General features: G+C 64.8%; 16 protein-coding genes and 1 pseudogene. 10 read left to right on the forward strand and 7 right to left on the reverse strand.

What is annotated here, in order from left to right; genetic code table 11:
• Positions 1 to 94 precede the first annotated feature (94 nt).
• Positions 95 to 916 carry a TSUP family transporter gene (locus GEV06_04570; GenBank protein MPZ17173.1) on the forward strand — a complete coding sequence of 274 codons (822 nt, stop codon included), beginning with the start codon at positions 95 to 97 and terminating at the stop codon, positions 914 to 916.
• A complete protein-coding gene (locus tag GEV06_04575; protein MPZ17174.1) occupies positions 913 to 1,239 on the forward strand; it encodes a DUF1634 domain-containing protein in 327 nt (108 codons plus the stop codon). Before GEV06_04570 ends, GEV06_04575 begins: the two co-directional genes overlap by 4 nt.
• 18 nt (positions 1,240 to 1,257) lie before the next feature.
• Here the strand turns inward: GEV06_04575 and GEV06_04580 are convergent, their stop codons facing one another.
• The 3 genes from GEV06_04580 to queF all read right to left on the reverse strand — a co-directional run bounded on the left by GEV06_04580 (position 1,258) and on the right by queF (position 8,142).
• A complete protein-coding gene (locus tag GEV06_04580; protein ID MPZ17175.1) occupies positions 1,258 to 4,662 on the reverse strand; it encodes an N-6 DNA methylase in 3,405 nt (1,134 codons plus the stop codon).
• 29 nt (positions 4,663 to 4,691) lie between these two features.
• A complete protein-coding gene (locus GEV06_04585; protein ID MPZ17176.1) occupies positions 4,692 to 7,490 on the reverse strand; it encodes a hypothetical protein in 2,799 nt (932 codons plus the stop codon).
• Positions 7,491 to 7,773: 283 nt separating this feature from the next.
• Positions 7,774 to 8,142: an NADPH-dependent 7-cyano-7-deazaguanine reductase QueF gene (gene queF / locus GEV06_04590; GenBank protein MPZ17177.1), complete on the reverse strand. Its 369-nt coding sequence runs from the start codon at positions 8,140 to 8,142 to the stop codon at positions 7,774 to 7,776.
• Between the two features lie 329 nt (positions 8,143 to 8,471).
• Here queF and GEV06_04595 point away from each other — a divergent pair, with 329 nt between their 5' ends.
• Positions 8,472 to 8,753, forward strand: coding sequence for an HU family DNA-binding protein (locus GEV06_04595; GenBank protein MPZ17178.1), 282 nt, complete (start codon positions 8,472 to 8,474; stop codon positions 8,751 to 8,753).
• Positions 8,754 to 8,847: 94 nt separating this feature from the next.
• Here the strand turns inward: GEV06_04595 and GEV06_04600 are convergent, their stop codons facing one another.
• The 4 genes from GEV06_04600 to GEV06_04615 form a co-directional block, all read right to left on the reverse strand.
• Positions 8,848 to 10,605, reverse strand: a complete 1,758-nt coding sequence (locus GEV06_04600) for a HAMP domain-containing protein (GenBank protein ID MPZ17179.1) — start codon at positions 10,603 to 10,605, stop codon at positions 8,848 to 8,850.
• Positions 10,602 to 12,443 (reverse strand): hypothetical protein, encoded by a 1,842-nt coding sequence (locus tag GEV06_04605; protein ID MPZ17180.1) that lies wholly within the window; start codon positions 12,441 to 12,443, stop codon positions 10,602 to 10,604. Before GEV06_04605 ends, GEV06_04600 begins: the two co-directional genes overlap by 4 nt.
• 584 nt (positions 12,444 to 13,027) lie before the next feature.
• A complete protein-coding gene (locus GEV06_04610) occupies positions 13,028 to 14,461 on the reverse strand; it encodes an SPASM domain-containing protein (GenBank protein MPZ17181.1) in 1,434 nt (477 codons plus the stop codon).
• 689 nt (positions 14,462 to 15,150) lie between these two features.
• Entirely contained in the window at positions 15,151 to 16,542 is a 1,392-nt protein-coding gene (locus GEV06_04615; protein MPZ17182.1) for a response regulator, read from the reverse strand.
• A 142-nt stretch (positions 16,543 to 16,684) separates the two neighbouring features.
• Between GEV06_04615 and lpdA the strand changes: the two genes are divergently transcribed.
• From lpdA to lipB, 7 genes and pseudogenes are all read left to right on the forward strand, one after another.
• Positions 16,685 to 18,109 (forward strand): dihydrolipoyl dehydrogenase, encoded by a 1,425-nt coding sequence (gene lpdA / locus GEV06_04620; protein MPZ17183.1) that lies wholly within the window; start codon positions 16,685 to 16,687, stop codon positions 18,107 to 18,109.
• A 112-nt stretch (positions 18,110 to 18,221) separates the two neighbouring features.
• Positions 18,222 to 19,256 carry a thiamine pyrophosphate-dependent dehydrogenase E1 component subunit alpha gene (locus tag GEV06_04625; GenBank protein MPZ17184.1) on the forward strand — a complete coding sequence of 345 codons (1,035 nt, stop codon included), beginning with the start codon at positions 18,222 to 18,224 and terminating at the stop codon, positions 19,254 to 19,256.
• A 99-nt stretch (positions 19,257 to 19,355) separates the two neighbouring features.
• Positions 19,356 to 20,330, forward strand: coding sequence for an alpha-ketoacid dehydrogenase subunit beta (locus GEV06_04630; protein MPZ17185.1), 975 nt, complete (start codon positions 19,356 to 19,358; stop codon positions 20,328 to 20,330).
• Between the two features lie 74 nt (positions 20,331 to 20,404).
• On the forward strand, positions 20,405 to 21,673 hold the full coding sequence (locus GEV06_04635) for a 2-oxoglutarate dehydrogenase, E2 component, dihydrolipoamide succinyltransferase (protein ID MPZ17186.1): 1,269 nt from the start codon (positions 20,405 to 20,407) through the stop codon (positions 21,671 to 21,673).
• A gap of 190 nt (positions 21,674 to 21,863) precedes the next feature.
• Positions 21,864 to 22,061: a hypothetical protein gene (locus tag GEV06_04640; protein MPZ17187.1), complete on the forward strand. Its 198-nt coding sequence runs from the start codon at positions 21,864 to 21,866 to the stop codon at positions 22,059 to 22,061.
• Positions 22,051 to 23,388: pseudogene (locus tag GEV06_04645) on the forward strand (methyltransferase). Before GEV06_04640 ends, GEV06_04645 begins: the two are co-directional and overlap by 11 nt.
• A gap of 74 nt (positions 23,389 to 23,462) precedes the next feature.
• Positions 23,463 to 24,188, forward strand: a complete 726-nt coding sequence (gene lipB / locus GEV06_04650) for a lipoyl(octanoyl) transferase LipB (protein MPZ17188.1) — start codon at positions 23,463 to 23,465, stop codon at positions 24,186 to 24,188.
• Positions 24,189 to 24,195 lie beyond the last annotated feature (7 nt).

Consider the following 24,195-nt stretch of genomic DNA (forward strand, 5'->3'; position numbering starts at 1 on the left):
GTCATTCTAGATCGGAAAGGGCGTCCGGCGTCGGAAAACGGGAAAACGGGGAGAAACATGCCCGTCATCTTTTCTCGTAACATGGGCGTGCGTGATGACATCAGTCTACGTGCTGTTGGTCGTGGGCGGCGGCGCCGTCGCTGGCGTGCTCGGGGCGCTGCTCGGCCTCGGCGGTGGCGTCTTCCTGGTGCCGCTGCTGACGTTGGGCCTCGGCCTTCCATTCAGGCATGCGGCAGCAATCAGTCTGCTCGCGGTAATCGCCACCTCCAGTATGGTCACGGCCGGGAGCACCGGCCGCCGCGTCATCAACGTCCGGCTTGGCATGGTGCTCGAGGTCGCGACGACATTGGGCGGTCTGGCGGGCGGCCTGACCGCGCTCACGCTGTCGCACCGCGTGCTCAGCGCGCTGTTTGGCGTCGTGGCGATGCTCATTGCCGTGGTCATGTTGCGCCAGCGCAACGAGCTCGTGACCGTCCTCGACGAAGCGGCCGATCCCGGGTGGCTCGGCGGCCGCTTCTACTCATATGACCGGGGCCGTCAGGTCACCTATCGCGTCAAGCGGCTACCCGTGGCACTCGGGATGTCCTTCCTCGCCGGCAACGTGTCAGGTCTGCTGGGCGTTGGCGGCGGGATTCTCAAGGTGCCGGCACTGAACGCGTGGTGCGGCGTGCCGCTGCGTGTCGCAGCGAGCACGAGCTCGCTGATGATTGGCGTCACGGCCGTCGCAACAGTTCCGCTCTACTACGCGAACGGCGATGTGGTGCCTCATCTGGCAGCGGCGGCCGTCCTCGGGGTGCTCGCCGGATCCCAGGCGGGCCTCTGGCTGTGCGAACGCACGCGTGCGAAGCGGCTGAAGATCCTCATGGCCTGCGTGCTGCTCACTGTGTCGCTTCTCATGGTGATGGGGGTACGATGACGCACCTTTCGTCCACCGCCTCCAGTACCGAAACCCTCGCTCGGCTCGAGCTCATTGTCGGCCGTATCCTGCGCATTGGCGTGGTCGTGGCGACGGTGCTGCTCGTGGTGGGACTCGCGCTCTGGGTGCCTCGCGTCGAGCCCACGATAGCGCTCCAGCTGCTTCATGCCGGTCTCATCACGCTCATGCTTACGCCAGTGCTGCGCGTCGTGGTCTCGGTCGTAGAGTTTGCGCGGGCGCGAGACTGGTTCTTCATGCTGGTCACGCTCGCGGTGCTGGCCGTGCTCGGCGGCACCTTCTGGGCGGCGATGCTTCAGCGATGACCAGACGACCGTGAACGCTCAGCCGGGCTCGTGCAGCCTTCGACTGAATTCCTCCAGCGCCGCCTGCCGCAGGGGCGCTTCCACGAGAGGGAAGCCAGCGAGCACGTGTGCATAGAGCGCCTTGTCGAGCCGATAGAGGTGGGCGACGGCCGCTTGCAGCATCGCATGTGATGCGAGATCCGCTGGATCGTCGTGCAGACGGCGCGCCAGCGAGACGATGACGCTGTGCTCAGGACTACCGCGTGGCGGTCGCGGCACCGGGAGTGTCTCGAGGAGCGTGGTGGTGACGTGGTTACTGATGAACAGCCTCACGTAGGCGTTCGCGACATAGCTGTTGAGCACGGCACACAGGAATAGCTGCTCGTCACGCTCGAGCGGCGTTTCGAGCGTGAACAACGTATGCGTCGACGCGGTCATGGCCGGCAGGATGGCCGCGATGAGACTCACGCGATTCGTTGCAGAGGCGACATCTCGATACGCGAGCCTCTCATGGCGGACTCTCGCGAGCCGGCCCGGTGTCGCGCCCAGCAGATCGAGCGGTACGCTGGCTCGCGAGGCGGAGACATCCACGACGAACGGTCTCACGTGCTTCCCCTCGACAACGGGCATCCCGTGGCCTGGCAACCGAAGTCGAGCGCGATCGTCGCTGGCGTTCAGCTCACGTCCGAAGTGGACTTGCCAGCCGTCAGAGCTGCCAAGTGCCGGCGCCGAGGCGCAGAGGTGTGCGAGAAAGCGGAGGTCAACTGGCGACCGCACATTGGGGATTGCGAGCCGCGAGCCCGAGAGCCGACGCAGGAGCGACGTTGCGATTGAAGTCCAGAACCGAACCGGCTCGCCGTGGTGAGTATCGGGAATGCTGTCGAGGTCACCTGGTGTGACCACGCCAAACCGGCACGGTAGGTGGTCCGTGCGTCCGGCGGCCGTGGCGGCGAGCAGTAGAAAGCGCACGCCGCGATGGATGGGAAACACACCTCGCGTGTTCTCGAATCCGACGAGCGCATCCAGCGTGCAGGTGTCGAGCAGTCGCTGCCGCAGCCCGCTCGAGCCCAGGTCGGTGGCCAGACCCCACGGGAGAACCATCCCTAGGCGGCCACCTGATCGCGTAAGTTGCAGCGCTCGCTCGACGAAGAGCTGATACGAGTTCACGTGCGCCTCGCGGCCGGTCGCGTAGATGCCCGAGTCACGCACGAAGCGGGCGATGCTCTTCGCCCGTGCTCGAGACTGGCCACGGTCCGATTGCGTGTCGGCACGGAGCATGTCCCACGGAGGATTGCTCAGCACCGCGTCGAACCCCTGCGCCGCTCGGGGCGCCCCATCGGTGTTGGCAAACACTTCGGGGAACTCGAGTGTCCAGTGAAACAGCCGAGCCTCCGCCGCGACCTCCGTTCCTCGTGTGCGCCACGCGTCGCACAGACCGTGCGGGACGACCGAGTCTCGGCCCAAGAGATCGTCGATGATTCCCCCAGCCATGGCCGGCGACAGCGGGAGCCCCTCAGGCCGAAGGAAGGAGGTGCACCAGAAATCGAGGACACGCCGCCACTTGGCAAGCGGTGCACCGTCAGAGCGTAGTGCCGCGAGGCGGCGCTCCTTGCTCGTCACCACCTGCGGGGATGCGTCCTCGTCCAGCGCCAGACGCCAGACATCCGGGAGCGTGGCGCGCACATCCGCCTCGAGTGCCTCCGCGTCGAACAAGGGGATCTGCCCGCCGGCCGATCGCGCCCGACGAATCCGGGCGCCTGGTTGACGGCGCGCGACGTCGGCCAACGACGCACCAAGCAAGCTGTCGCCCACGCGGAGGTGATGATCGAGGAAGGTGAGCGGGAGGTCCGCCGCGAGCGACGCCAGCCAGAGTGAGAGGCGAGCGAGCTGCACAGCCATTGGATTGAGATCCACCCCATACAAGCAGCGCTGCGCCACGAGGCGGCGAAAGACCACGCGCTCCTTGTCCGTGATGTCGCCTGGCCCGGCCCGTCGTTCCGCGACCAAAGCACGCTCGTAGGCATCGGCGAGGAACCGGCACGCCGCAACCAGGAATGCGCCGCTGCCCATGGCCGGGTCGAGCACTTTCAGCCTGAGAATGTCTTCACTTCCCGCGTCCACCACGAGCGGGGCCAGCGTGCGCCGCACGAGGAAGTCCGTGATGCTTCGCGGCGTATAGAAGGTAGCGGTCTCCTTGCGCGTCGACGGCCGCTCGCTGCGGCTATCCTTCGACTCCTTCAGGTCGAGCGACACCGCGTGGTCGAGCACACGCTCATAGACGGCGCCGAGCTCCTCGACGCCCAGGTCCCCGTATGAGATGTGCTCGCGGCCACCGACCGTCCGGCGGGTCGTGAGCGCGAGCAGCACGTCACGCATGACGTCGTCCGACACCCGTGCCGCTTCACCAAGCGGGGTGCGCGCCGGAGCAAAGAGACGGCCGTTGAACGGCGTGACGATGAGGTCTTCGAAGCGACAACCGCTGTGGGCGAGACGGCACGTGGCCTGGAGCGAGGACCACAACCCAACCGGGGGGCGTGACGAGCGAAGCGCGTCGATCAAGGCCGCCATCGAGTAGCTCGCCCGATAGACGGGATGCCAGACGGGCACGAGCCGCCGTGCCTCGGCGAAGAGCAGGAAGAGCAGGCGATAGATGAGCGTGAGCGATTGCTCGGCGAGCCCCGGGCCCAAAGAAGGAGCCTGGGAACGAGCCTGGGCACGAGCCTCGGAACGGGCCCCTGCCTGGCCCTTCCGCTTTTCGCGCGACAGTCTCCTTTCGCTGGGCGCGAGGGCAGTGCCAAGGCGGTCCAGAGCCAGGCGCACGCCGCCGTGCAGCGACTGGCACACGCTCACGCCGTGACGCGCCGAGAGCGCGACGATCTGCGCAAAGAGCGTGTCATCTCCGCCCAGACGAGGGTTGGGTGCGAACGCTGCCGCCCGGCACAGCGCCCACATCAGGGCAAAGAGGTGAGGATCGCGCTCCGCCGCTGCAAGATCGAACTCGACATATCGTCTGGCGTGAGAGCGCCGAATATCAACCACCCGCAGGCGCGTGCCGTTACAACAGATCGACCAAGGGGTACTGCGCGCAAGCCCGTCGCGCACGGTCGCCCGCCATCCCGCTGCAAGCGAGGCGTCCCAGGCTAGGACGACCAGCCCGAGCCGAACCTCACGCAGCGCCCGCAGCTCACCAAAGAGCGCGTTCTCCTCGCGAACTGCGTCGTGCACCGTGTAGCCGAGCAGCCTCGCCACCGGGGTAACCGCCACCTCCAGAACGGCGCGCAGACCAGATGCCGGACCGAGCGTCGCCTGTGCGGATCGTTGACACGCGCGAAAGCGGCGGCCGGCACCGGCTGCGCTCTGCTCGCCAAGCTGGCCGCGGAATGCCGGCCACACGAGGTGGCTCGCCGCGTGATGCGAGATGAGCGGACCGTCCAGACCTTCCATTTTCGGGATTCAGGATTCAGGAACGGGACTCAACCGTCGGCAATCAGGAGCGCGAGCTGCAACGAGACGCGGGTGATGTAGCGCGGCTCGGGTGGTGCAAAGGTCCGAGTATCCGTTGTCGCACGTCTGGGTTGCGATAGATGCGTGGGTGAGCGGCCGAACAGATCCGGCGCGTGGAGGCGTGCGAGCCGCTCACGCTCACCGTGAGCTCGTCGCTCACGTTCACGGAGACGGGCGAGCAGGCGCTCGTCGGCGTCGCGCGCCGCTGCGAGGGCTGCGTCAGTCGCAGCCGCAACGCGCTCGCGCCAATGCGGGCTCGCGACCAACTGGTCGATGAACTGTCTGGCACGGCGCGTTCGGCGGACCCGCCCCACCATAGGCGGAAGGTAGGGACGGGCCACCCCAGCGCGGCTGCCGCGCTGGGGACCCCGGCGCCTCGCCGAGGCGTCCATTACCTTTCTCTCTCCTGTCACACCCTGGAGCGCCGAGCACGCTCCGGCCAGTATCGTTGGGATGGAGATGACCGCGCGCCCAGACGAGTCCCGCAGCTCCGTGATAAACAGCAGCACCAGCGTTGTGCCGGGCATCCACGCCGCTGGCAGCGCGGATCCCCCTTGCCTGTGCTTCATGCGCCGGCGCGCGTCGAGCACGGCAATCCAGGGCGCCCGGCGCTGCATCTGCCCGACAACGGAGGAGATCTCGCGGATGCGAGGTATCTTCCCGCCCCACAATGCCCTGAGCCGCCGGAGGCGCCGCAGCTCTGCACACGCCTCGCGGCTCTGCACTTCGAGGTCCAGCCTGGAGAGGAAGTGCGCCTGCTCGTCCGGCGGCGTCAGTCGAGTCTGCCCATCGCCGGTCCTCACCACCTGCGCCGGATCGCCCTGTGTCGCGCGAGGCTCGAGCGTGTGACGTGGATCCCCGAGGGCGCCGTGATTGCCGACGACCATTGCCGCCTCCAGCGCGTGCATCGCGCTGTCAGGGCCGATCTTTGCCGGGCGATCTGTGCGGGTCGCTGAGTCCGCGGCTGGCTCTCCGAAGGGATCGAGAGCTGCACCGATGCGCGACAGGCGAGCACATAACCGGGTGAGGACGGTGTCTTCGCGCGAGCCCGCGAGGACGAGCTCGATCACGTGGACACGCTTCGCCTGTCCAAGTCGGTCGACGCGCCCGATGCGCTGCTCGAGACGGTTTGGATTCCACGGGAGCTCGTACACGACCACGAACCGGCACCGCGCATGCAAGTTCAGCCCCTCGCAGGCAGCGTCGGTGGCAACCAGGACTCGCGCGCGGCCATCGTCGAAGCAAGCCAGCGCGTCACGGCGCTCCCCAGCGTCCTGCGCTCCGTGGAGCACGGCAACGGAGGCAACCCGCCTCACTGCCTGCACCAGCATGGCGAGTGTGTCGCGGTACTCCGTGAACACCACCAGAGGCTCGTCGGTCCGTCGAACGAGCCGCACGAGGGCAGCCCGCTTGCGCTCGGTCTCTTGTGCACGCATTGCCAAGGTGCCGAGCGTGCCAAGCCAGCGCTGCTCGAGCCTGCGGTCCGAGAGTCCAGGCGCCATCAGCACCTCGTCCGACACATCGTCTTCGGGCCGGGAAGGCTCCGTGCCGACGTCGAGCGGCAGCGAGAGCTGTTCGGTTTCGAGGGAAGGCGCTCGGTCCAGCAGCGCACGCCGCCGCTCGAGCGATCTGGCGAGCGAAAAGGCGCACGATAGCGCGCGCTTGGTGAGCACGGACGTGACCAGGCGTGCGCCCGCGCTCACCGACGGCTCCGCCCAGATGCGCGTGGCGTAGCGCGTGAGCTCGGCGTGGAGGCGTACTTCCGCGGTCGACGGGCGTATGCGCAAGACACGTGTCGTGCGCGCGCGTAGAAGGCCTACATCCTCGCGCCGTCTCCGGAACATGACGACCACATCGTCATGTCCGAGGCGACCTGTGTTGCACAGTGCGCGGAACGCCGCCTCGTCGCCCCGATGTGGTGTAGCCGTGAGCAAGAGGAGCCAACGTGCCGTGCGGCCGAGCCGTTGAGCGGCCTCGGCACGCCACGTTGGCGGCGTGAGCGTGTGCGCTTCGTCGATGATCACGAGATCCCAGGAACAGGCGGCAACCGCATTCAGTACTTCCGGCTGTTTGATGTAGTCGTGCGACACGAGACAGACCGCCGGTAGCTGCCATGGATTGGTGTCCGGCGGCAGTGTCTGTCCGACGCGCATGGCCCAGGCGGCATCGCCGACCTCGGCATGGATGTCCACGCGAGTAGCTAGCTCGCCCTGCCACTGCTCTCGCAGGCCAGCAGGCACGATGATGAGGGCGCGCCGCACGAGGTCGCGATCGGTGAGCTCACGGAGGAGGATTGCGGCCTGGATGGTCTTGCCGAGGCCCACTTCGTCGGCCACGAGAAGTCGCGATGCCTGGCCATTGAGAACGGCCAAGGTCGGCGCCAGCTGATATGGGAACAGGGCCACGCGAGCCAGAGCGGCTGAGCGCGGAAGCGCGTACGCACCGTCGTGGAGACCTAGTGCCACCAAGCCGCGCAGCCACCGACCCAGCGTCACGCCATGCGGCCGTGCGGGGCACGCGATCGGGACGATCTGCTCGAACGGTGCGAGCACGGTCCGCGCATCGTGTCGATTGTCGGGTTCCACACCGCAAAGAGCGAGCGCCGCCACGTCATCATCGCGGTGCGTGCGAGTAACGCGCCAGGCGCGGTCACGGAGCCGGACGAGATCACCCGGCCAGGCGACCGGCTCACGCAGCTCCCTCGCTCTTTGGCCCTCACCCCTTGCCTTTGCCTCGTCACCCCTCGCCCCTTGCCCTGTGTGTTGCATTTCTTGCGCGCGTCACGGACGTTCGCGGTGCAGAATCTGCACGAAACGCCATCTTCGCGCCTCCTCACACAGTGATCAGGCAAGGGACGTGCCGGGTCGGAGGTGACAAGGTGAAGGGGTGAGGGGGGAAGGGGACGGGGGTCGCTTTCAGCGTACGTAGCGCGGGGCCTTCAGGCCCCGCGGAGGAAGCAGCGGTAAACCGCACGGCGTGAGGGGGTGATTCGTTCATCGCGACGAAGCGCCACTGTCTCGGACAACGACCTATACAGTCTCGGCCTGCCCCTCACCTTGTTACGCCCTCACCTTTGCCGCTTGCGTACTCCACTGTCACCGACGTCTTGATCCCACCGCGGACCGAGAAGTCGCCGACGATCGTCATCCGGCGCGGCTGGCAAGATGCGACGAGGTCGTCGAGGATCTGGTTGGTGAGGGCCTCGTAGAAGACCCCCTTGTTCCGGTATTCGAGCAGGTAGTACTTGAGGGCCTTGAGCTCCAAGCAGTGGGCGTCCGGAACGTAACTGATCCGAATCTCGCCAAAGTCGGGCAGCCCAGTCTTGGGACAGACCGACGTGAACTCGGGGCAGCGGATGTCGATGGTGTAATCGCGATTGGGCTCGGGATTGCGGAATGTTTCCACGCGTGAGCCACTCATCAAATCAGTGTATCATTCAGGCGTCATTGCGAGCCGAAGCCGCCAGACGGGCTTGAACAGCGCTGAGGGTGGGATCCGGCGGGGCCGCTCGAGATGCTGCGGGCTAGGGGAGCCCGTGTGCGAGCTGTCGGGGTAGGTCGGCTGCCTCGGAAGTCACCTGGCCGCTCGTCCATTGAGGGTTTCTCGGCAAACTGCTAGGATTTGGCGCCCACGCGGCGGGACCGCGTGGGGTGCAATCCGTGAGTGTCTGCCGCCTGCGCGCGCGGCGGCTCGCGGTCGCCTGACTCACGCATGCGCGCCAGGGGGTCACGATGGCCGAAGCCCGGAGAATGGGGAAGTCTGAGCTGTTTTCGCATTTCGCGGAAAAGTACGACATGAAGCGCACCGAGGTGCGTGAGCTCTTCGACGAGGTCACCACGCTCGCGGAGAAGGAGCTCAAGCGCTCCGGCGAGTTCACCATCCCGGGCGTCGTCAAGCTGGTGGTCCAGAAGCGGAAGGCGCGGATGGGTCGTAACCCCGCGACCGGTGAGCCGATCAAGATTCCCGCCAAGACCGTGGTGAAGGCGCGGCCGGTCAAGCAGATCAAAGACGCGGTCCTGCCGCGAAAGTAGGCGGCAGCGGTGCGGGCTGGAGAGCCCGGGCGCCGGGAACCGGAGAGTGGTGGCCACCGCGCCATCTCGGGTTCCCGCGTCCGGATGCGTGCGCCTAGGAGGCGACCGGTCGCTGCAAGTGCTCCTGCTGCCGCGCGAGCGCCGGGAACCGGAGCACGAACGTTGTCCCTTTGCCCACTTCGCTCGCGACAGCGATCGTCCCATCGAGCTGCTCCACAATCTTGCGTGAGATGGCGAGGCCGAGGCCAAGGCCGCGGCGCTTCGTGGTGACGAAGTCGTCGAAGATCGCGGCCAGGCGATCGGGCGGGATGCCGCATCCGGTGTCTGCCAGGGAGATCTCTACCTGCGAATCGACGGCGCGCGAGGTGAACGTGACCCGCCCGCCCGGCGCCGTCGCTTGAAGCGCATTCGTGATGAGATTGCGCAGGACGCGGCTGAACGCGAAGAGATCGCCTTCGATGTGCACCTCGTCGTCGGCGAGATCGAGCTCGATGTCCACACCCGCAGCCTGTTGGGGCGCGCGCATGCGCTCGACGACGTCGAGAATCGAACGATTGACATCGAGGGGGAAGCGCTCGAGCGGAATCGGCCTGGCGATGTTGCGCAGGTCTTCGACGATGCGCTGAATCGTGCCGAACTCGCGGCTGACGGTGCGGTCGAACAACCCGCGATAATCGGTGTCGGTGTGGAGCTTCAGAATCAGCTTGCAGTTGTTCTTGATGTTGTGCAGCGGGTGAGACAGGTCGTGGGCGAGACCGGCCGCGATCCGGCCGAACATCGCCTGACGCTCTTGCCGAATGGTCTTCCGCTGCAGCTCGAGCAGCCGGTCCGCCATGCTGTTGAAGGCGTCGCCGAGCGTTCGAAACTCGTCACGCCGGGCGATGTGGACATGCGTGTCGAACCGCCCTCGGGAGAGCGCTTCGGTGCCGCGCAGGAGCGCAAAGATCGGCCGAATGAACGACCTGCCCCAGGCTCCTCCTACGACCACGGTGGTGAGGAGAGCCAGGGCGACCACCGTAAGCAGCAAGCTGCGAAGGCGGCGGGCGGCCGCGAACGCTTCGGCCGTCGGCTGATCCACGAGAACGATCCACTCGAGCTGCGGGACCGACGCCGCCACAGAGAGAAGCTCACGCCCGGCGGCGTCTCGGTACTCGACGGTTGTCGGCCCACCGCCATTGGGGAGGGTCGCCGCAACCAGCGGATGATCGCGCAAATACTCACCGCGCGCGATGCGCGCCTTCTCGTCCGGATTCCCGTGCGCGATTAGCTTGGCGGCGCGATCGACGAGCAGGGCAAATCCTTGATCGCCGATGCGGATTCGGTCGACGAGGCGCCACAGTTCTTCGAGCGTGAGGTCGGCGACCAGCATACCAGCACGATCGCCTTGGCCTCGGAGAGGCAGCGTCATTGTGCTGCGAGGCAGGAGATCATCGTCGACTTCGATCGGAGAGACCAGCACGCCACCCAAGCTGGTGACCTCGGACGTCTGTGGCTGGAGAGCAGTCTCACCAAGCCGGCTCGTCGCCAGCACACGCCCGTTCACGTCGAAGAGCGTAATCTCGCGCACTTCCGGGAACGCCAGGACATAGTTTCGGAGAATGCGCTCCCGCTGCCAATGATCGAGACGCGTGTGCTGCAGGTCGGCCGCGACGGCCTGGAGCATCTTCATGTTCTGTGAGAGATAGGAACCGATCTCCTCGGCCGCGCGCCTTGCGGTTTCCTGGTTGGCCAAGACCGCCGACTCTCGCGTCCGTGTGTCGAGCGACCAGATCGCGACGATGCCGAAGAGCAGCAGCGGCGCAACGGCAGCCGTGGCCACCAACATCACGAAGCGCTGAGTGAGCGTCGTCATGGCGAGCTGGCCGTGCTCAGGCGGCCCCGTCGTGCACCGGGCTGCGTATCCGCGATGCTCGCCTCAGCAATCATGCTGAGCATGTCCCCTTCGGAGCTTTCCGGAAGGGTGAACCGCGCGCTCAGGGCACGGGAGGTCTGCTCCCAATACAGGAACAGTCCGGGTGGATCGTCACGCAAGACGCGCTGGAATTCGCGAACCGCCACGGCGGCCTCGGGGGTGGTTCGAGCATGCCGCAGTCGATCGAGGGCCCCATCGGCGGCCGTATACCCGGACGCGACCCACGGCGCATCGTCGCCAGTTCCTGAATGCCAGAACACATAGGGATAGTTCAAATGCGCCGCCATCTCTACGAGGTAGGCGTCGAAATCGCCTCGCGCGAGACGGCGACCCAGCTCATTCAGCGGAAGCAGCTCGATCCGCATGTCGACTCCCACTTCGATGAGTTGCCGCTGCAGCAACAGCGCAAGGCGCTCGACACGGGGGATATGAGCGGCGACGAGACAGGTGAACTCCACGCGTTGTTCATTAGCACTTGCCAGGAGGGCCGCCGTGCGATCGGGTTGGTACGGAAACGTCGTGACACCCTTGTCGAAGGCCCAATGCTCGGGCGAAATGTGTCCGCTCGCAGGCACGCCACGGTCCGCCAAGACCTGCTCGACAATGGTCTTGCGGTCCACGGCGTAATTCAGTGCCAATCGCACATCCTGCCGCCGGAGCACCGGGTGGCGAAGATTGAAGCCAAGGAGCGTGACGTAAGGGCGCAAGAACGAGCGCACCTGCACCTCGCGGGCATGCTCGAGAAAGCCGAGCGCTTCTGGTGCGACGTCGTAGACGAAATCAATGTCGCCGCGGAGGAGCGCTGCCCAGGCCGCGCGTGGGCGCGCATACCCACGCAATGTGATGCGGTCGATGGCCGGTCGACGGCCGTAGTACTCCTCGAAGGCGAGCAGCGTCGCTTCCCTACCTTGTCGCGGCCCAATCATGAAGGGGCCGGCACGGCGCTCGACGCTCGTATCGCTGATGTTGTGCAGGCTGAGCGCCTCCAGGAGGAGCCACGAGGGCGCGCGAAGGCGGATCACGAGCTCTGTGTTGCTCGCTGCTTCAATGGACACAATATCCCGTAAGCCGGGATAGAGCGTTTGGCGGGGCCCCTCCAAGGCCTCGGAAAGGACTCTCGCGAGGGTGTCGGCGGTGAGCAGCGTGCCACTGTGGAACCGAAGGTCTGGCCGCAACCAGAAGTGCCACGTGCGGCCGTCGCCAGACGTTTGCCAGCGCTCCGCCAGCCCAGGTTCCACCTCACCGGCTCGGGTCGGCGTGACGAGTCGGGCTTCGGACAGAAAACTGAGGACGGCCTCCAAGCCGACGCGGCCGTCCGCCTTCTCAGCCGGCTGCGGGGCGGCGTAGCCGATTCGCAGTGTCACAGGACCGTCCGACGTCGCAGCACCACGGCTTTGAGAGCTGCAGGCGCTCGCGAGTGTCACTACGAATGCAGCCGCGGTCAGGGCGCCGAGCACACACCCATTCCCTCGGCGAATCCAGGAGCGCCGATTACACACACTTGTTACCGGTCGGCCGGACAGCCGAACTGCCTCGGGGGCCGACTCGGCCGTTGCGCGCGAGAGTGCCGGTTGCTTCACCAGGGCATCCGTAGTGCTCATGTTACCGCGACTTGCCGGATGGAGCCCAGCGCGGCCGAGAGCAGCCGGGCCCCTGGTCCCCGGCTGCATGTTCACGAGCGGACACGGGGGCCTACGCCTGCTTTTGAGGCCCCAGGGGCGGCACGTCGGGCACGTCGACGAGCCACGGAGAGATCTTGCCCTGAACGCGACCTTCATCGTTGTCGCGTGCGACGATTCTGATCTTCATGACGAACCTCCTTCGTCTGCTGTGAACGACAGCAGGGACGTTCACCCAGCTAGAAGCCTGGGCCTACTTCTTCGGCGCCGTCGGCATGAAATCGACGTACCAGGGGCAGTTGTTGCTCGACGGAGCGATGTTGCCACTGCGGACGACGGTAATTTTTGCCTTCATCTAAATCTCCCTTGCGCGTTATTCGCGATTCTCGAGAGCGTGGCGCGCGCGTCCCTCAAGAAAGCTCTCTCAGGCGCACCGCGCGTCGCACGCACAATTTCTACGTGCTACTTGTGAGGTCCTGTTGGTGGCACATCAGGGACGTCGACGAGCCACGGAGAGACCTTGCCCTGAACGCGACCTTCGTCGTTATTGCGAGCGGCGATTCTGATCTTCACGAGAACCTCCTTCACCTGTGGGCCCCACGATGGCACCCACGAGTTGGCACTGTTGCTTACTTTTTAGAGGAGCTAGGCATGAAATCGACGTACCAAGGACAGTTATTGCTTGATGGAGCGATATTGCCGCTGCGAACCACGTGAATCTTGACCTTCATCATCAATCTCCTTCACACACCACTCGCGGCTTCCTGCGCGAGCGAGACCAGCGCCGTTTCCATACTGCTCTTGTGACATGAGGGCGCGTGCATGTCACCCAGCTCCGTGTGCGCCGCGACCGAGCAGCCGCCTCCGCACACAGGAATGAACGAGCAATCGCCGCACGCCTTCCACGGGGCGTGTTGCTCGAACCGTGCCGCTGCGGCCGTTTGCGAAGGCCGCTGCTTGTCATCGACATCGCCGACTGACAGCGTGGGATCACCCGTGAACCCAGGACAGGCGTATAACTCGCCGTCGGGGCCAATCGTGTACGCGTGCCGTTTGTGCAGCTCGCATGGACCCATGTGCACACCGTCGGGCGTGGGGAAACCTCGCTTCTTCGTTTCCTCACGTAAGAATGACAACTGCTCATCCACGAAATGACAGCTATCGCACGGCGAGCTGGTCGCAGCGCCCACCGACGTCATGCAGGTGCCGCCCAGCGGCTTGCCTTGACCATCGACCACTGCCAGCGGAATCATGTGGCGGCCGTCCGGCTGCCGGACGACGGATGCCGTTTGGCTGGTACTCTGGTCGCGAATCACTGGCTTGAAATTGACCTTGACGAGCCCGTCGGCGAAGTCCTGCGCGCGGAGGAAGTCGAGGAGGGCAGGGTAGCTCTCGACCGTGTCGGCGTCGAAGTTGCCGCCGATGGCGATGGCGCACTTCCCTGAGATCTGACGGAGGTTGTGGATGATCTTGTCGAACGTGCCTTGCCCGCCACGCAACGGCCGCATCCGATTGTGCGTCTCACGGTCACCGTCGAGCGTGACCTTCACGCCGTTGAAGCCGTACGGCAGGAGACGATCGACGACCTCCGGCGTGAGCAGCAATCCGTTCGTAATCATATTGATCACGAGTGTGACGCCGCGCGCTTGTGAGACCTCCCAAACCCGCTCGGCGAGGTGATACAAGACCGGCAGATTGATCAACGGCTCGCCACCAAAGAACGTCAGCACGAGCCGTTTCGGTTGCAAGGCGTCGATCTTCTTCTCGCACCAGGCCACCACACGGTCAGCGGTCTGCAGAGACATCTTCGTCGCCTTGGCGTTGTAATCGCCATGGTCGCCCTGGATGCAATAGTCACACGCGAAGTTACACTGCAGCGTCGTGAGCACCGTGACTCGCAGCTCGCTCGTGTCCTCTCGGACGTCCCGAAAGAAGCGCTCGAGCTGCAGGCGCTCCTGCTCCCGGCTGGGCGCCACGAAGCCATGCGCCTGTAACGTCTCCACAGCCTCGCGCTCCTCGGTCTCGAGATCGGCCGGCCCCCTGCTTCCATCCAGCCGATCCAACAACGTCGCGACATCTTCCGAGACGATCAGCTGCGCGTCGGTGAGCGTGTTCATGAGAAACACTTCTCCCCGGTCCGGCAGCGGGACGCGAACATTGAAAAGCGACGCTTGCATAGCAAACTCCTCCCCTAGGGTGTAGATTCAGAACCGCGGAGCGTGGAGTGCTCGACACGAGCACGTGGGCGACACCCACGCTCTGACGCGCGTGCGCATCGGGTAGCTGGCCGGCCGCTCGACTCACCGGCGTGAGCCGAGCTAGTCACTCGATAGGACGAGAAAAGGTCGAGCGCTAGGAGACGAGCTCGACAGCAAAATCCAAGTGCCTGCTCGGGTCGCTTCGCGTCTAGCCCGAACGAGCATCGGCTAACATCTCGCACGAAAACCATGAGCAGCTTCGAGGCCGCTCGATGAGATCTGCTGACCGTTGCAAGCGCCGCTCCAACTCGTTGACGAGCGGGATCGTCACAAGCATCAGCCGCTACAACATACCTGAAGGGCGACGCTTCATGCCAGCCAGCAAGCAAGAAAAACGCTCGTATTTTCGGGGTGAAGAGGAGGTTTAATACTTAAGTGGTCCATAGTACATACAACTACGTCCCGAGATGATCAGGCGAAAACCCATACCTCGTCTGTATTAAGAAATGTAGGGGAATGACACTAAGAAAGGGAGGAGAAGAACATAGTACACGACGACGGCGCCTCTTGAGAATCCTGAAATCTGACAGTTGGTCGACGGCCGGGAGGTTGGGTCGCGGGGCTGTGGCTGTCGACCCTAGAGCCTGCGCGGTGCAGTCTCGGGCCTCTCATGACTCGCGAAGTCGCCGCGCCAGTCGATACACGTCCAGGCGACCGAGCTTGAACTTCAGCGTGCTGAGTGGAATGCCGAGATACCGCGCCGTAGCCGTGATGTTCCACTCGCACCGCTCGAGCGACTTGAGCAGGAAGCTGCGCTCGAAGGTGCTGAGTGCGTCATCGAGGAGACTGTCGCTGCGACCAGGACGTGTGCCGAGCTGCGAGAGATGGAGCTCGATGGGGACATCGCCCTCGGTGAGCACCAGAGCGTCGCTCGTCGCCACGAGCCGTTCGATGAGATTCTGCAGCTCTCGAATGTTGCCCGGCCAGTAGTAGCCCTTGAGGATCTCGAGCGCGCCGGGCGACAGGCCTGTGATCGGCTTGCGGAAGCGCGCCGCATATCGGCGCAGGAACACTTCGGCGAGCACCGGCACATCCTCGGCGCGCTCGCGCAGCGGCGGCAATCGAACCGGCACGACGTTGATGCGATAGTAGAGATCTTCACGGAAGCGACCTTCCCTGACGGCTCGCTCGAGGTCGATATTGGTGGCCACCACCAGCCGGAACTGCGTCTTGATCGGCTTGGTTCCGCCAACCCGCTCGATCTCTCCTTCCTGTAACGCGCGGAGCAGCTTGGCCTGCAGTTCCACGCGGAGGTCGCCAATCTCGTCGAGGAAGAGCGTACCGCCCGCCGCCATCTCGAACTTGCCCATCTGCTGGCGAACGGCACCGGTGAAGGCGCCGCGCTCATGGCCGAAGAGCGTGCTCTCGACCAGCTCGGTTGGGATGGCGGCGAGATTGACCGGAATGAACGGACCGTCGCGCTGGGCCGAGTCGCGATGAACCCTGCGCGCCAGCAATTCCTTGCCGGTACCACTCTCTCCCGTCACCAAGACCGTGGCGGAGAGACCGGCAACCTTGGCCGCCAGCTCAAGGACCGCTCGGCTGTTCGGGCTCGGACCGATGATGAACTCACGCTCGTCCTGCTGCTCGGCCACTTGCGCCGTCAGCGTGAGGACACGGCGGTTGAGGTCCTGCCGCTCACTCGCGTGGCGCATCAACGACCGCAGCGCATCGTACTCGAACTCCTTCGTGATGTAGTGGTAGGCGCCCAACTTCATCGCCTGCACGGCGGTCTCGACCTCGCTGATGGCCGAGATCACGATGGCCTCGACCATCGAGTACTGCTCGCGGACGATACGGAGCAGATCCAGACCGCTCATCCCGGGCAGTCGGACGTCGAGCAGCATGAGATGCACGTTGACCGCCCGGAGGACCTCGAGGCCTGCTTCGGCAGACGCCGCCGTCCGCACCGTGTAGTCGCGCTTGAGGATCGCCGTCAGCGTATCGCGCATCCCCTCATCGTCATCGACGATCAGGAGAACTTTGGGCTCGATTGGCATCTGGACCGCGCCGGAAGGTGGGCTCGTATTGTAATCCCTCAGCCTCTGGGTATGATACGTGGGGCGTCAAGCAGGGGTAACACCCTAGTGACCCATGACCCTTTCACTGTAGTCTCAACCTTTCAGCAATGGGAGCTATCTTTTGGCGAACGAGTTCGATGTCGTCGTGATTGGCTCTGGCACGGGCGGCTATGTGGCGGCCATCCGCGCCGCGCAGCTCGGCCTCAAGACCGCCTGCATCGAGAGAGAGCCGGTGCTTGGTGGGACCTGCCTCAATTGGGGCTGTATTCCGACAAAGGCGTTGCTGGAGCATGCGCACGCCCTGAAGATTGCTCGGGATGCCAAGGAATGGGGGCTGACGCTGGGCGAAGCCGCCGTCGGCATCGATATGACACGCGTGCACGCCCGGAAGGCCAAGATCGTCAAGGGGCTGACGAGTGGCATCGGCTATCTCTTCAAGAAGAATGGGGTCGAATGGGTCAAGGGGAGCGGCCGACTGTTGGGCGATGGTCAGGTAGAGGTGGCCGACGAGAAGGGGCAGACGCAGAAGATCGTTGGTCAAGAGATCATTGTCGCCACGGGCTCCGAGCCGCGGAGCGTTCCCGGGATCGAGATCGATCGCACGCGCATCATCACGAGTGACGAGGCCATGAACCTCCGCGAAGTGCCGAAGTCGATCGTCGTGTTGGGCAGCGGCGCGGTGGGTGTGGAATTCGCCTCGATCTTCAGCCGGTTCGGTAGTGAGGTCACGCTCGTCGAGCTGCTCCCTCGCCTCGTGCCGGCCGAGGATGCGGCGGTATCGGCGGAGCTCGAGAAGAGCTTCAAGAAGCAACGGATCAAGGTGCTCACCGGTACAAAAGTCACGGCGGCAGCGGTCAAGGCAAGCGCCGTGCAGATCGACGCGACGCTCTCCGACGGCAAGAGCACGAAGATTGTTGCCGACTACCTGCTCGTCGCGACGGGCCGCGGTCCGGTGACGAAGGGGCTCGGTGCCGAAGACGTGGGGCTCGCGTTCGACCGTGGCTACATCAAGGTGGATCAGCTGTTTCGCACGAGCGCTGCCGGCATTTCTGCCGTCGGCGACGTGATTACGCTGGGCGATGGCCAAGCGCATCCGCAGCTCGCGCACCTTTCATCCGCGGAGGGGATCGTTGCAGCGGAGCGCGCGGCCGGACGGGAGACGCGGCCAATCAACTACGATCACGTCCCGGCGTGCACCTACTGCGATCCAGAGATTGGAAGCGTCGGCTTGACCGAGGAAGAGGCGCACGCACGCAACTACGACGTGGTCGTGGGCACGTTTCCGTTTGGCGTGCTCGGCCGCGCGAAGATTGCGGGCGAGACGGAAGGGTTTGTCAAGATCGTCGCCGAGAAGAAGTACGACGAGATCCTGGGCGTGCACATGATTGGCCCGCGAGCCACAGAGCTGGTGGCCGAAGCGACGATGGCGTTGCGTCTCGAGTGCACGGTTGAGGAGCTGCTCCGCACCATACACGCACATCCCACGATGTCGGAGGCTGTGGGGGAGGCGGCTCATGCAGCGCACGGCGCGGCCATACATATGTAGGGATCAAGGGATCAAGGAGTCAAGGGATCAAGGGAGCAGGCGACAGGGCCACCTATGGCTTCTCCCTCGACCCTGGATTCCTTGAGCCCTAGATCCCTTGACCCCTTTGAGCATGCTAGACCGAACGACGCTGCTCGAGCTTTACTACTATGCGCGGCTGACGCGCGATGTCGAAGAGCGGCTCGCGATCCTCTACCGCACCAACCAAGTCGTCGGCGGATTGTATCGGAGTCTCGGTCAGGAGGGCGAGTCGGTGGCGTCCGCCCTCGCCCTCGAGCCGAGTGACATCATTGGGCCACTCATTCGCAATCTCGGCTCCCTCCTCGCGCGCGGCGTACGACCGCGAGATATCTTCGCCCAATACATGGCCAGGGGAGCGTCGCCGAGCCGCGGCCGAGACCTCAACCTGCACTTTTCCCACATCCCGCCGGCGGCGAGCGGTGAGCCAACCATCATCGGACCGATCAGTATGCTCGGTGATCTCATCCCGGTGGTTGCCGGCGCGCTGTTGGGAGGACGCATGCAACAGCGACGGCTGGTGGCGCTGACCTATATCGGCGACGGCGGCACGAGCACCGGCGCATTTCACGAAGGCATGAACTTTGCCGCCGTCCAGCGGCTCCCGCTCGTCGTGATTGCCGAGGACAACAAGTTCGCCTACTCGACGCCCATTGCGCGCCAAATGGCCATCGAGCGAATCGACCAGCGCGCCGAGGCTTACGGCGTCGCACACGAGATGGTGGACGGCAACGACATGATTGCCGTCTACGAAGCCACGAAGCGTGCGGTCGATCGTGGTCGTCGTGGCGAAGGCGCGACGCTCATCGGTGTTGACACGATGCGGATGCGCGGTCATGCGGAGCACGATGACATGCGATACGTTCCGAAGGCGATGCTCGAACAATGGACGACGCGCGATCCCATCGCGAAGCTCCGCACCTTGCTCGTGGAATTGAGCCTTGCCACAGATACCGATCTCCACGAGATCGATCGTCGGACACGGAGCTTTGCGGAAGCGGAGGCGAACGACGCACTCGCGCAACCAAGGCCGGACCCGGCTGATGTGACACGGGATCTGTACGCGGGCACGCATCCGTTCCCAGGTCGCCGCGTCGAGCTCGTCCGCTCGCCGTTTAGGGAGTTGTGAGTTTTGAACTGATCCCTCAGCGATGGTAGGGCGCGTCAGCCTCCCGCGCTGTCATGGCCGCCTCGGCGAGGCGGTCCGCAAGAACTCAAAAGTCCGATCATGCCAATCATCACGTACGTCGAGGCGCTCAGGCAGGCGCTGGCCGAAGAGATGGCCCGCGACGACCGCGTCTTTCTTCTCGGCGAGGATATTGGTATCTACGGCGGCGCCTTCAAGGTCACCGAGGGCCTCCTCGATCGCTTCGGCCCCGACCGCGTCATCGACAGCCCGCTCTCGGAAGCGGCCATCGTCGGCGCCGCGATAGGCGCCGCCTACATGGGCATGCGTCCCGTCGTGGAAATGCAGTTCATCGACTTCATTGCGGGTGCCTTCGACATGCTGACGAACTTTGCTGCGAAGAGCCGATATCGCTCGGGCGTGGGCGTGCCGCTGGTCGTGCGGGGGCCGTGCGGCGGAGGTGTCAGCGGCGGGCCGTTTCACTCGGGAAACCCCGAAGCGTCGTTCTTGAACACGCCAGGTCTCAAGATCGTCGAGCCCGCCACCGCCTACGACGCAAAGGGATTGCTCAAAGCAGCGATACGTGACGACGATCCGGTGCTGTTCTTCGAGCACAAGTATCTCTATAGACGCGTCAAAGATGAAGTTCCCGACGCCGACTACGTCGTGCCGCTCGGCCGCGCGTCGGTCCGGCGAGAGGGACGCGACGCCAGCGTTGTCACGTTTGGCGCCATGGTGCAGCATGTGCTCGATGCGGCGACCGAGCTGGCGCGCGACGGGATCGAAATCGAGGTATTGGATCTGCGAACACTCGCGCCACTCGATCGCGAGACGGTTCTCACGTCAGTGGCCAAGACAAGTCGCATCCTCGTGGTGCACGAGGCACCGCTGACGGGCGGCATTGGCGGCGAGCTCGCCGCCATTGTTGCAGACGAGGGCTTTGAGCTCCTGGACGCGCCCGTCAAGCGGCTTGCCTCGCTCGACACACCAGTCCCATACAGCCCGCCGCTGGAGCAGGCCTTCATGCCAAACGCGGCCAAGGTGGCGGCCGCCGTAAGAGAATTGGTGGAATACTAGGTAGGGCCGCCTCGCCGAGGCGGCCGTGACGGCGCGGGAGGCTGACGCGCCCTACCTGTGTCGCGAGGTCCAAGATGCCAACAAACGTTGTCATGCCCCAGATGGGCGAGTCCGTCGCGGAAGGGACGGTCACGCGTTGGATCAAACAGCTCGGCGACTCCGTTGACCGCGACGAGCCGCTCTTCGAGATCTCGACCGACAAGGTGGATGCGGAGATTCCGTCGCCCGTGGCCGGCGTCCTCGCGCAGATCCGCGTGAAGGAAGGTGAGACGGTGCCGGTTGACACGGTTGTGGGTGTAATCAACGGCGCTGAGGAGCAGGTTGTCGGGAACGACGGCGATCGAGCAGCAGTGGAGCAGGCGCCAGCGCCCGCGCAGGAGGCCAAGCCGCTCCCCCTCGTTGAAGACGCTCGCCGACCGTCGAGGGACGAGCCGGTCTCGCCCGAGGCCGAGCGTGAAGGTTTGCGTCGGCGGAAGTCATCCCCGCTCGTGCGGAAGATCGCGCGAGAACACAACGTCGAGATCGCACAAATCTCCGGCACCGGAATCAATGGCCGTGTCACGAAGGCAGACATCCTGAAGTTCATCGACGAACGACAAAGACTGCCGGCGGTTGCCGCGGCGGGTGGCGCGCTGCCGCACGTTTCCGCATACGCGCCAGGCGAAGCGGTCGAGATCGTGCCGATGTCCGTCATGCGCAAGAAGATCGCCGACCACATGATCGTGAGCCGTCGCACGTCGGCACACGTGCACTCCGTGTTCGAGGTGGACTTCACGCGCGTCGCGCGGATTCGCGAGGAGCGTAGAGCGGAGTACGAGCGCACGGGCACAAAGCTCACGTTTCTCTCGTTCATCGCCAAAGCCATCGTCGACGCACTTCGCACGATGCCGATTCTCAACACCTCTCTGGATGGCGACAAGATCGTGTACAAGAAAGCGATTAACCTCGGAATCGCGGTTGCCCTCGACTGGGGGCTCGTCGTGCCCGTGGTCCCTCACGCAGACGAGAAGAACTTGCTGGGCTTGAGCCGCGCGATTCAAGACTTGGCGGCACGCGCGCGCAACAAACGGCTGAAGCCCGAGGAGGTGCAGGGCGGTACGTTCACAATCACGAACCCTGGCACGTTCGGCACCCTTTTTGGCATGCCGATCATCAACCAGCCGCAGGTGGCCATTCTGGGCGTCGGCGCCATTGAGAAGCGCGTGGCCGTCATTGACGACGCCATTGCCATCCGTCAGCGGGGGTATTTGACACTGGGCTACGACCACCGCCTCATCGACGGCGCAGCCGCCGACCAGTTCATGCAGCTCGTGAAACAGACCATCGAGCAGTTCGAGACGTGAAAAAGGGGACAGCCCCCATTTTACGAACCGCGTAAGAAGGTCCGCAGCTCTTCCTTCTGATGAATGAACAGAGAGGAACCGGGACCTTCTTACGCGGTTCGTAAAATGGGGGCTGTCCCCTTTTTCACGTTGAGCTTTCGCTTGGCCACGAAGGACGTTACAATCCTGTGACATGTTCGAGCATGTCCCGCTGGCCCCGATTGCCTACATCGATCCTTCCGCGGGAAGCCTGGTCCTCCAGATCGTCCTCGGGGGGCTCGCGGGATTAGCCGTCGCCGCGCGGCTGCTCTGGCACCGCGTGGTCGCGCGGATCCGTGGCACCCAGCCCGGCGAGCGGCCGCCTGCGTCGAACGACCTGGAGAGCGTGCCGGTCGACGATGGGCGTTGAGTTCGAGCCGGGGTCCTTTCGCGACGCGAGCGCTCGAGTCTTCTATCACAGCGGAGAGGTGTTCCGCGCGCTGTCTGCGCGTGCGGCCGCGGACTGGGCGAGCATCGAGCGCACGGACTTTTGGCGGCGCGCCCTCGCAGGGGGACAGGTCGTTGCCACCACCCGGGTCGATGCCCCGCAGGATCTCGGCAACGACTGGCATCTCGTCCTGCGTCACGAGCGCATTCCGTTCATTTCCTATCCCTACGAGTGGAGCTTCGAGATGCTCCGCGGCGCGGCGCGTCTGCAGCTCGATCTGCTCGCCGCGGCGCTGGAGGAGGATCTCGTGCTCAAAGATGGCACGGCCTACAACGTCCAGTGGCGGGGCGTGCAGCCGGTCTTCCTCGATGTTCTGTCGTTCACGCCACTCCGCGCAGGCGAGCCATGGGTTGGCTATCGACAATTCTGTGAGCTCTGCCTCTACCCGCTCTTTCTGGAGGCCTACCGCGGCGTTCCCTTCCAGCCTTGGCTGCGCGGCCGTATCGATGGCATTCCGGCGGAGGAGATGCGTCGACTGCTCGGGGGGCGCTGCCTCCTGAGGCCGGGCGTCTTCAGCCATGTGCATCTGCACGCACTGAGCCAGCGGCGCTATGCGGCGGCGCCTCGCACGTTGCGCACCGAGATCGCCGCGGGCGGGTTCGGCAAGGCGCTCATCCAAGCAAACGTGAGAAAGTTGCAGCGGCTCGTGGATCGCCTGGCGCCCCCTGCGACGCGGAGCGCGTGGGCGGGCTATGCGGAGGCACCCGGGTACGACGATCGCGACCAGGCGGCCAAGCAGCAGTTCGTCCACCAAGCCCTTGCTGGGCGGCCCTGGGGGCTGGTCTGGGACTTGGGTGCCAATCAGGGCGTCTATGCACGGATCGCGGCAGAGTGCGCGCGTTACGTCTTGGCCATCGATGCCGATCGCGTCGTGGTGGACCGGATGTTCACCGATCTCCGGCGGCGTGGCGTTGACAATGTGCTGCCGCTCGTCGGCAACCTTGCCGACCCTTCGCCCAGCCAGGGATGGAGCGGTGAAGAGCGCTGGCGCCTCGAACACCGGGGCCGGCCAGAGTTGGTGCTCGCGCTCGCGCTGCTGCACCACCTTGTCATTGGCGCAAACATCCCGCTCACGGCCGTCTTGAATTGGCTGGCAGCGCTCACGCCACACCTCGTGATTGAGTTCGTCAGCCGCGCCGACCCGATGGTGGAACGGTTGCTCCGCTTCAAGGACCCGGCGCAACATGCCGACTACGACCTTCCCACGTTCGAGCAGGCACTGGCGGCACGCTTCGAGGTTCTGGCCCGCCAGCCCCTGGCCGGCGGCCGACGCATTCTCTTCTTCGCACGCGCCCACCGGGGCGCTGTGTTAGCCTGACTTCGATGTCGCCTCTCGACATTCAACGCCTCGGCGTCATCACCTACGAGGAAGGCGTCTCGCTCCAGGCGCAGCTTGCCGCGGATCGGCGTGCCGGCATCGCACCGGACACGCTGCTCCTCTTGCAACATCAGCACGTCATCACGCTGGGCGTGAAGGCGCGCAACTCACGGGCGCACATCATTGCCTCGGATCGGGAGCTGGCGGCGCGGGGCGTGGCCGTCTACGACGCCGGGCGTGGTGGCGACGTGACCTATCACGGGCCGGGCCAGCTCGTGGGCTATCCGGTGATCGATCTCAAGCCGGATCGACAAGATGTGCATCGCTATGTGCGAGACCTCGAGGAAGTGCTCATCCGTACGGCGGCGGATTTCGGCGTCCGCGCCGGGCGGTTGGCTGGCCTGACCGGCGTGTGGGTCGCCCAACGAAAACTGGCGGCCATCGGCGTTCGGATTTCCCGCTGGGTGACGAGCCACGGCTTCGCACTCAACGTCTCAACCAACCTCGACTATTTCGACCTCATCGTTCCCTGTGGCATCGCCGACCACGGCGTGACTTCCCTCGAGCTCCTGGCCGGCCCCCTCCCTATGGCCGAGATCGAGGACTCGTGTGTTCGGCATTTCTGCGACGTGTTCGACCGCTTCGAAGTTCGGACCTCCTCCCTCGAACCTCGTCCCTCGCCCCTCCCCTCGCCCCTGGGAATAAATAAGGCTCCTCCGGTGTTCTCCTAGTTTGGAG

The organism is Luteitalea sp. (assembly GCA_009377605.1).
GTDB lineage: Bacteria > Acidobacteriota > Vicinamibacteria > Vicinamibacterales > Vicinamibacteraceae > WHTT01.